The organism is Micrococcus sp. MS-ASIII-49 (assembly GCF_000946635.1).
In the GTDB taxonomy this organism is placed as follows: Bacteria; Actinomycetota; Actinomycetes; order Actinomycetales; family Micrococcaceae; genus Micrococcus; species Micrococcus luteus.
In genome coordinates this window covers 1-8,852 of sequence record NZ_JXSP01000161.1, presented here as the reverse complement: position 1 = coordinate 8,852, position 8,852 = coordinate 1, and the positions used below count along the sequence as shown (strand labels likewise).

Here is an 8,852-nt window from a genome sequence, read left to right as displayed (position 1 = left end):
CGGGCGCGCCCGACGGGGCCGGCGGCGCGGTCACGGGCCCGCAGGCGACCAGGACGGCCGCGAGCGCGGCCAGGAGGACGGCGGGGAGCGAGCGGTTCCGGGGGCGTTCCGTGCGTCGATCCCGACGCCCAGCGCGCCCCGTGTCCACCTGTCCCATGCGTCCATCATGACGGACGCCCCCGGTAGGCTGACGGCAGCACCGCCGGTCGGCGCCGCGCCGCCCGGACACCCCACCCTCTGTGCGAAGGAGAGTCATGGCGCACGACGTCACCATCGAGATCCCCGCGGGCTCCCGCGTGAAGTACGAGTTCGACCACGAGACCGGCCGCCTGCGCCTGGACCGTGTGCTCTTCACCTCCATGCAGTACCCCACGCACTACGGCTACTTCGAGAACACCCTCGGCGAGGACGGCGACCCGCTGGACGCCCTCGTGTACCTGCCGGGCTTCGACCTGGTGCCGGGCTGCGTCGTCGAGGCCCGCCCGGTCGGCGTGTTCAACATGACCGACGACGGCGGCGGCGACGCCAAGCTGCTGTGCGTCCCTGCGGACAAGCGCTACGACCACATCACCGAGCTCGAGCACGTGGAGGAATCCCTCAAGCAGGAGATCGAGCACTTCTTCACCCGCTACAAGGACCTGGAGCCGGGCAAGTGGGTCAAGGCCGAGGGCTGGGAGGGCCGCGCGGCGGCCGAGGCCGAGCTCGAGGCCTCCATCCAGCGCTTCAACGCCGAGGGCGAGGACTCCCCGACCGATGAGCCCCAGGGCCGCGAGGTGGACACCGAGGAGGCGCAGCCGGCCACCGAGGAGGGCGAGGAGACCGACGAGCCCCAGGGCCGCTGACCCCCGCACCGCCCACGCGCGCGACGCCGGCCGCTCACCCCTCGGGGTGGGCGGCCGGCGTCGTCTGCGGGCTGGCAGAATCGACGACCATGTTCGTGCTCACCATCAACCAGCGGGACACCCTCGACGCCGGCGACCGTGTGGACACGTTCCTGCGCGCCCTCCAGGACGTGCCGGGGCTGGGCGACGCCGTCGTGCTCCCGTTCCAGCGCGCCGTGGGCGACGAGCTGATCGGCGCCGTCGAGGATCCGCGCGTCGCCGTGGACGTGTCCCTGCGCGCCCTGCGGCAGCGCCGCTGGAACGTGGGGGTCGGCGTCGGGACGGTGACGCACGCGGACGGTGCGGCGGGCGTGCCCGCCTCCGGGGACCTGCACGACGCCGGCGGGCCCGGTCTCGCGGCGGCGCGGCGGGCCGTGGAGGCGGCGGCCGTGTCCACCGCGCGGATCCCGTTGGCCGTGCGCGGCCGGGACGAGGAGGCGGCCGCTGAGGCCGAGGCCGTGCTGCGACTCGTCGGGCAACTCGTGTGGTCCCGCACCGACGCCGAGTGGGCGGTGCTGGACCTGCTGGTGCCCGGGGTGCGCGGCCAGCAGAAGCCGGCGGCCGCCGCGCTCGGGATCACGGCGCAGGCCGTCTCGCAGGCGGTGCAGCGCTCCTACTGGAACGAGGAGCACGCCTGCCGCCCCGCCGCCGCGCGGCTGCTCACGCTGGCGGGGGGCTGACCCGGCGGCCCGGGCCGGTCGCGCCGCTCAGGCCGCGGCCGGCTCCTCGAGGAGCGAGCGCAGCACGGTGGCGAGCCCGTGCTCGTCCACGTGGCCGGTGACCTCGTCCGCGGCGGCCACGACCTCCTCCACGGCCTGGCCCATGGCCACGCCGCGGCCGGCCCAGCGGAGCATCTCGATGTCGTTGCGGCCGTCGCCCACGGCCACGGTGTCCTCGGGGGCCACCTTCAGCACGGTGCGCAGCGCCTCGAGCCCGGAGGCCTTGGTCACGCCCGCCGCGGCGACGTCGAGCCACGCCGTCCAGCCCACGGAGTAGGTCACGCCGGACAGGCCGATGCCCTCCACCGCGCGGCCGAACTCCTCGGCGGAGGAGTCCGTGGAGAACACCACGAGGCGCACGGCCGTGGTGTCCATGAGCTCCTCGAACGTGACGCCCTCCGCGGCCACGCCGAAGGACATGTCCTGGAACCGCTCGGTGGAGCGGAAGGTGCCGTCCGGCAGCTCGAGCGCGTACTTGGCGCTGGGCAGGCGGTGGCGCAGTTGGGTCAGGACCGAGCGCGGGTCGAAGGTGCGCAGGTCCGTGACCTCGTAGCCCTCCTCCAGCTCGGGGTCCAGGCGCAGCGTGACACCGCCGTTGGAGCACACCATGAAGCCGGCGCCGATCCCCAGGGAGCGGGCCACGGGCAGGGTGGCCGCGCGGGAGCGGCCCGTCGCGATGACCACGTGATGCCCGGCGTCCAGCACGGCCCGCACGGCCGCGCGCACGGGCTCATGCAGATGGCCGTCATGGTCCACGATCGTTCCGTCCACGTCCAGGCACACGAGCTTCTTCGTCATGACCCCCACCCAACCACACGGCCCGGACACGACGGCGACGCGCGGGTGAACGGCGGGGGCGTCGCAGGGGCGCCGCGGGGCAGGCGGGCGAGGCGGCCGACGCCGCCGGGGGACGACGTCGTCCGCTCAGACCAGCTCGAAGCGCTCCATCCCGCCGAGGTAGGGGCGCAACGCGGCGGGCACGGTGACCGAGCCGTCCGCGTTCTGGTGGTTCTCCAGGATCGCCACGATCCAGCGGGTGGTGGCCAGGGTGCCGTTGAGCGTGGCGACCATGCGGGTGCCGCCCTTGGAGCCGTCCTCCGTGCGGACCCGCTCGCGGATGTTGAGGCGGCGGGCCTGGAACGTGGTGCAGTTCGAGGTGGACGTCAGCTCGCGATAGGTGCCCTGCGTGGGGACCCATGCCTCGCAGTCGAACTTGCGGGCGGCGGAGAGGCCGAGGTCGCCGGCGGCGATGTCGATCACGCGGTACGGCACCTCGATGGCGCCCAGCATCCGCTCCTCCCACGCCAGCAGGCGCTCGTGCTCCGCCTCCGCGTCCTCCTGTGCGGCGTAGATGAACATCTCCAACTTGTTGAACTGGTGCACGCGGATGATGCCGCGGGTGTCCTTGCCCGCCGAGCCCGCCTCACGCCGGTAGCACGTGGACCAGCCGGCGTACCGCACGGGGGCGCTCACGTCCATGATCTCGTCCGCGTGGTAGCCGGCCAGGGCCACCTCGGAGGTGCCCACGAGATACAGGTCGTCGCGCTCCAGGCGGTAGATCTCGTCGTCATGCTCAACGTCGAAGCCGGTGCCCTGCATGGTCTCCGGGCGCACCAGGGTGGGCGGGATGACCGGCACGAAGCCGTTCTCCAGGGCCAGGTCCAGGCCCAGCTGCATCAGGGCGAGCTCGAGTCGCGCGCCCACGCCCTTGAGGAAGCTGAACCGGGCGCCGGACACCTTCGCGCCGCGCTCCATGTCGATCGCCCCGAGCAGCTCGCCGAGCTCGAGGTGGTCGCGCGGCTCGAAGCCCTCGGCGGCGAAGTCGCGCGGGGTGCCGACCTCCTTGAGGACCACGAAGTCGTCCTCGCCGCCAGCCGGGACGCCGTCGACGATCAGGTTCGGGAAGGCACGCTGCAGCTCCGCGAGGCGGGCCTCGGCCGCGCCGGCGGCCGACTCGGCCTCCTTCACGCGCGCGGCCAGGTCCTTCACCTCGGCCAGCAGGGCCTGCTTCTCCTCGCCCTTCGCCTGGGCGACGCGCTTGCCGAAGGCCTTCTGCTCCGCGCGCAGCTGCTCGAAGCCCGCGATGGACGAGCGGCGGGACGCGTCCGCCTCGACCACGCGGTCCACGAGGGACGCGTCCTCCCCGCGGGCCTCCTGGGAGGCGCGGTACTTCTCGGGCTGCTCGATGAGGTCCTTGACGTCGATCACGTGCGCCAGCCTAGCGGGCGGGGCCGACGCCTAGACTCGGGGCATGACTCCCGAGTGGTGGATGGCGCTGGCCGCCCTGGTGCTCCTGGCCCTGCTGGTCGTCGTCGTGGTGGTGCTGGCGGTGCGCCAGGTCCGCCTCGGCGTGCAGCACGAGCGGACGCGTCTCCTGGTGGACGCCCTCGACGCGCGGGTGGGCGGCGTGCAGCGCCGGCTGGAGGAGGTGCCCGGCATCGGCACGGGCCGCCACGAGGTCGCGCTGGTACTGAACCCCATCAAGACGCACGCGGACCGGGTGCGGCGCGAGCTCGAGCGGCTCGCGGAGGCGGAGGGTCTCGGCGAGGTGCTCGTGCTCGAGACGCAGGAGGACGACCCCGGCACCGCCATGGCGCGGCAGGCCCTCGACGCCGGCGCCCGGCTCGTGATCGCCGCGGGCGGCGACGGCACGGTCCGCACCGTGGCCGAGCAGCTGGCCGGCACCGACGTCGCCCTCGGCGTGGTGCCGCTGGGCACCGGGAACCTGCTGGCCCGCAACCTGGACCTGCCGATCAACGACGTCGAGCAGTGCCTGCGGATCGCCGTGGGGGGCCGGCAGCGGCGCATCGACACCGTGGACGTCCGCTTCACGCACGAGGACGGGCGCGTCACCCGGCAGACCTTCACCGTGATCGGCGGCGCCGGCTACGACGCGGACATCATGGGCGACACCAAGGACGAGCTGAAGAGCCTGGCCGGCTGGCTGGCCTACAGCGAGGCCGGCATGCGGCACCTGCGCGGCAAGCGGCACGAGGTGACCGTGGCCCTCGACGGCGGTCAGCCCCGCCGGTTCAAGGTGCGCACCGTGATGGTGGCCAACTGCGGGATGCTCACGGGCGGCGTCGAGCTGCTGCCCCAGGCCAAGCTCGACGACGGCCTCCTCGACGTCATGGTCCTCTCGCCCCGGCACGCGCTCGACTGGGCGCGGATCGCCGTGAAGACCGTGACCCGGCACCGCAGCTCCGTCCCCGCGATGCACACGGAGCAGGCCCAGCGCGTGAAGGTCGAGTTCGCCGAGCCGATGCCCTCCCAGCTCGACGGCGACGCCACCGGGGTCATCACCGCCCTCGACGCCCGCGTGCAGCCGGACTCGCTCGTCGTGATGCTCGTGGCCGAGGACGACGCCTCCGTCCGCGACGACGGCGTCTCCGCCGCCGCCCCCGTCCCGGAACCGGCCCCGCACATCTGACCCCCCGTCCCCGCTTTCGTTCGGGAAACGGCGGCTTCCCCACCGTTTTCGTTCGGGAAACGGCGGCTTCCCCAGCACTTTCGTTCGGGAAACGGCGGCTTCCCCAGCGCTTTCGTTCGGGAAACGGGCGCCGGGGCGACGCGCGGACGGGAAGCGCGACGACGGCCCGTCGTCGTGGTGATCGTCCCGTTTCGGCCACGAAAGGGGCCTAGGAACCTCCCGTTTCGTCAACGAAAGTCCCTCGGGGGCCGCCGTTTCCCGAACGAAAGTGGCCCGGGGGCCGCCGTTTCCCGAACGAAAGTGCTGCACCGCCTCAGCGGGAGCGGAGGGACTCCACCCAGGCGCGGCCGGAGCGATACGCGGCGTCGGTGAACTCGGCCGGCACCCTCGTGGGCACGGGCTCGGCCTGGGCGTAGGAGCCCAGGAACCGCAGGTCGGGGTACTCCCGGTACAGGGCCGCGAGCGCATCCCCCACGCGGGCCTCCGCCAGGTGCCCCTCGAGGTCGAGGGAGAAGAAGTACCGCCCGATGCCCTCGCCGGTCGGCCGGGACTCGATGCGGGAGAGGTTCACCCCGCGCGTGGTGAACTCGGCCAGGATCTGTCCGAGGGCGCCGGGCCGGTCCTCCGGCAGCGGCACCACGAGCGTGGTCTTGTCCGCCCCCGTGGGCGCGGGCAGGGCCGTGGGCCGGGAGAGCAGCACGAAGCGCGTCACGGCGCCCGGCACGTCCTCGATCCGCTCGGCGAGCACCGGCAGCCCGGTCTGCTCGGCCACGAGCGGGGCACACACGGCGGCGTCGAAGTCGCCCTCGGCCACCAGAGAGGCCCCGGCCGCCGTCGACGGGGCGGGCGTGAACTCCACGCCCGGCAGCGCCGTCTCGGCCCAGCCGCGCACCTGCGCCCAGGCGTGGGGGTGCGTGGTCACGCGCCGCACGTCCTCCATCGCGACGCCGGGCCGGCCCACGAGCACGAAGCTGATGGGCACGTGCACCTCCGCGAGGATCTGCAGCGTCTCCCCGAGGGCGATCTCGTCCACGGTGGCGGAGACGCCGCCCTCCACCGAGTTCTCGATGGGCACGACGGCGCGGTCCACCTCCCCCCTGCGCAGCGCCGCCACGGCGCTCAGCACGGAGCCCGCAGACACGAACTCGGCCTCGGCCGGGTCCGCCACCTTGCGCAGGGCGGCCTCGGTGAAGGTGCCGGCCGGGCCGAGGAAGGCGTAGCGCAGGCGCGGCGGCGTCGCGTCAGCGGAGTCCGTCCCCGTCACTTGACGGTGGGCTCGGCGTCGCCGTCGGCCTCCATCGGCTTGCCGGCCTCGAGCCACGCGCCGGAGCCGCCGGCCACGTTGATGGCCGAGTAGCCGCGGCCGGTCATGAACTCGGCGGCGCGGGCGGAGCGGCCGCCGGTGCGGCAGATCAGGTAGTAGTCCGTGTCCGGGTCCAGCTCCTCGAGCCGGTCCGGCAGCTGGCCCAGCGGGATGTGCTGGGCGCCGGCGGCGCGGCCCAGGGCCCACTCGTCATCCTCGCGGACGTCCAGGATGGCCGCATCGGCGGGGATCTCGTTCACATCGACGGTCTCGAAGGCGCTCATGGCTTCAGCGTAGCCACCCGCCCGGACGTCCCAGGAAGGCCCCGCCGTCCATGACCCGGCCCACGCCCGTTAGGCTCGGCCGCATGCAGACCTCCGACGCCGCACCCGCCGCCGACGACGACCGCACCCCCTCCGCCCCCGGCCCGGCCCGGCTCCTGGACCGCTCGGCCGTGCGCCTGCGGGAGGACCTCGCCGCCGGGGATCTGAGCGCCCGGGAGGTCACGGAGGCGGCCCTCGCCGCGGCCCAGGCCCACGCGGACCTCGGCGCGTTCGCCCTCCTCGACGCCGAGGGCGCCCGGACCCGTGCGGCCGAGCTGGACGCGGCCCACCCGCGCGTCGCGCCCCGGGCCGTGCCCGGTCCGCACACCTCCCCCGCCCCGGACGACGACGGCGCCCCCGCCTCCCTGCACGGCCTTCCGCTGGCGTACAAGGACCTGATCGACGTGCGCGGGATGCCCACGCGGTTCGGCTCCGCCCTGCTGGCCGACGCGCCGCCGGCCGCGCAGGACGATCCACTCGCGCTCCGCCTGCGCGGGGCCGGCACCGTCACCCTCGGCAAGACGACCGTGCCCGAGTTCGGCCTGGACTCCTACTCGGAGAACCTCGTCACGGCGCCGGCCCGCAACCCCCTGGACCCCACCCGCACCGCGGGAGGCTCCTCGGGCGGGGCCGCGGCCGCCGTCGCCGCGGGGATCCTGCCGTTCGCCCCGGGCTCGGACGGGGGCGGGTCCATCCGGATCCCCGCCGCCGCGTGCGGGCTCGTGGGCCTCAAGCCCGGCCGCGGGGAGCTGCCGATGGACGAGCACGCGGACACGGTCCGCAACCTCACGGTGTCGGGCCCGCTGGCCCACACGGTCGAGGACGCCGCCCTGCTCTACGACGTGCTGCTCTCCCCCGAGGGCCTGCCCGGCCGGGTGCTGCCGGACCTGCGCCGCACCGTGGAGACCGCCCGGGCCGGGGGCGCCGTCGACGCCCGCCGGATCGGCGTCACCACGGCCTCGCCCTTCGCCTCCGACCTCGAGATCTCCCTGGCCCGGCCCGCCGTCACCGCCCTGACGAAGGCCGCCGCCGCCCTGGACGCGGGCGGCCACGCGGTCGAGGACCTCTCCCCCTACTACGGCGAGGACTACCACCGGGACTTCCGCACGGTGTGGACCGCAGGGCTGCTCCGGGCGCCGCTGCCGGAGGACGCCGAGGCCCACGTGGGCGCGGTGGCCGCGCACTTCCTGCGCACGGCCCGGGCCGCAGGGCGTGCCGAGCTCGACGACGCCGCCCACCGGCTCGAGGAGTGGGCGCGCGGGGTGCGGGCGCAGTTCGCCGCCGTCGACGTGGTGATGACCCCGGTGCTGGCCACCGCGCCCCCGCCGGTCGGCCACTTCCTGGCGATGGAGCCCGAGGCCAACTACGAGGCGCAGTGCGCGTTCACGCCCTACACCTCGATGGTCAACGTGCTCGGCCTGCCCGCGGTCGCGGTGCCCGTGCTCCGGGACGAGCGGGGCCTGAACTGGTCCGTCCAGCTCATCGGCCGGCCCGGCACGTCCGCGCCCCTGCTCGCCCTGGCCGCGCACCTCGAGCTGCTGCTGGCCGGCTGAGCCGGCCGGTCAGGTCGAGGTGTAGTCGCCCAGGGAGATCCCGGCGATCACCAGGATCACGAGGAACACGACGGCGAGCAGCAGCAGGGCGAGGGACACGTAGTTCATCACGAGGCCGGCGATCGCCATGCCGCGGCCGTGGGGCTCGCGCTTGAGGCCGATGTGGCCGAGGACCACGCCCACGATCGGCGGGAGGAGGAACGTGAACCCGCCCACCACGGAGATGATGCCGAGGATCATGGACGCCACCGAGCGGCCGACGCCGTCGGTCTGGCCGGGCTGCAGCGGGGCTCCGAAGCCGTGGCCGGGCGTGCCCTGCCCGTAGCCGTAGGCGGGGACGGTGCTCGCGTCCTGGCCGTAGCCGTACGGCTGCCCGTAGGCGGGACGGGTCTGCTCCTCCTGCTCGGCGTACGAGGGGGCCCGGTCCCAGGCGGCGCGGTCGGCGTCGCCGGCCGGGGCGTCGGGCCAGCCGGCGGCCGAGGAGCCGGTGCCGGAGGAGCCCGCACCGGCCTCGGACCCGTACCAGCTCGGCCGGGCGGCCTCACGGCGCGGGTCGTGGGAGGCGTGGGGGTCGGTCATGACGGTCCTTCCGGTTCGGGGCGTCGCGGTCCGGTGCCGAGTCTAGGGCGTGTCTGAGAATAGA

At 74.6% G+C, this 8,852-nt stretch carries 9 protein-coding genes; 4 read left to right on the top strand and 5 right to left on the bottom strand.

Translation table 11 applies throughout. The features are described 5' to 3' along the window. The first annotated feature begins 254 nt into the window (after positions 1-254). A complete protein-coding gene (locus SJ20_RS10460; protein ID WP_044659868.1) occupies positions 255-842 on the top strand; it encodes an inorganic diphosphatase in 588 nt (195 codons plus the stop codon). Between the two features lie 89 nt (positions 843-931). Continuing rightward, positions 932-1,561, top strand: a complete 630-nt coding sequence (locus SJ20_RS10455; RefSeq protein WP_036380803.1) for a hypothetical protein — start codon at positions 932-934, stop codon at positions 1,559-1,561. A gap of 27 nt (positions 1,562-1,588) precedes the next feature. Here SJ20_RS10455 and SJ20_RS10450 read toward each other — a convergent pair whose 3' ends face one another. Both SJ20_RS10450 and serS read right to left on the bottom strand, forming a co-directional pair. Next, positions 1,589-2,398 (bottom strand): HAD family hydrolase, encoded by an 810-nt coding sequence (locus SJ20_RS10450; protein ID WP_044659867.1) that lies wholly within the window; start codon positions 2,396-2,398, stop codon positions 1,589-1,591. 126 nt (positions 2,399-2,524) lie between these two features. After that, a complete protein-coding gene (serS, locus tag SJ20_RS10445) occupies positions 2,525-3,808 on the bottom strand; it encodes a serine--tRNA ligase (protein WP_044659866.1) in 1,284 nt (427 codons plus the stop codon). A gap of 43 nt (positions 3,809-3,851) precedes the next feature. Here serS and SJ20_RS10440 point away from each other — a divergent pair, with 43 nt between their 5' ends. Further along, positions 3,852-5,030, top strand: a complete 1,179-nt coding sequence (locus tag SJ20_RS10440; RefSeq protein ID WP_044659865.1) for a diacylglycerol kinase family protein — start codon at positions 3,852-3,854, stop codon at positions 5,028-5,030. 313 nt (positions 5,031-5,343) lie between these two features. On the opposite strand, the gene pheA is transcribed toward SJ20_RS10440, so the two are convergent. Continuing rightward, positions 5,344-6,294, bottom strand: a complete 951-nt coding sequence (gene pheA, locus SJ20_RS10435) for a prephenate dehydratase (protein WP_044659864.1) — start codon at positions 6,292-6,294, stop codon at positions 5,344-5,346. After that, positions 6,291-6,617, bottom strand: coding sequence for a rhodanese-like domain-containing protein (locus tag SJ20_RS10430; RefSeq protein WP_010079684.1), 327 nt, complete (start codon positions 6,615-6,617; stop codon positions 6,291-6,293). The genes pheA and SJ20_RS10430 overlap by 4 nt, the downstream gene beginning before the upstream one ends. An 83-nt stretch (positions 6,618-6,700) precedes the next feature. Here SJ20_RS10430 and SJ20_RS10425 point away from each other — a divergent pair, with 83 nt between their 5' ends. After that, complete coding sequence (locus SJ20_RS10425) at positions 6,701-8,209, top strand: amidase (RefSeq protein WP_044659863.1); 1,509 nt, start codon at positions 6,701-6,703, stop codon at positions 8,207-8,209. 9 nt (positions 8,210-8,218) lie between these two features. Here SJ20_RS10425 and SJ20_RS10420 read toward each other — a convergent pair whose 3' ends face one another. Continuing rightward, positions 8,219-8,788 (bottom strand): DUF4190 domain-containing protein, encoded by a 570-nt coding sequence (locus tag SJ20_RS10420; protein ID WP_044659862.1) that lies wholly within the window; start codon positions 8,786-8,788, stop codon positions 8,219-8,221. Positions 8,789-8,852 lie beyond the last annotated feature (64 nt).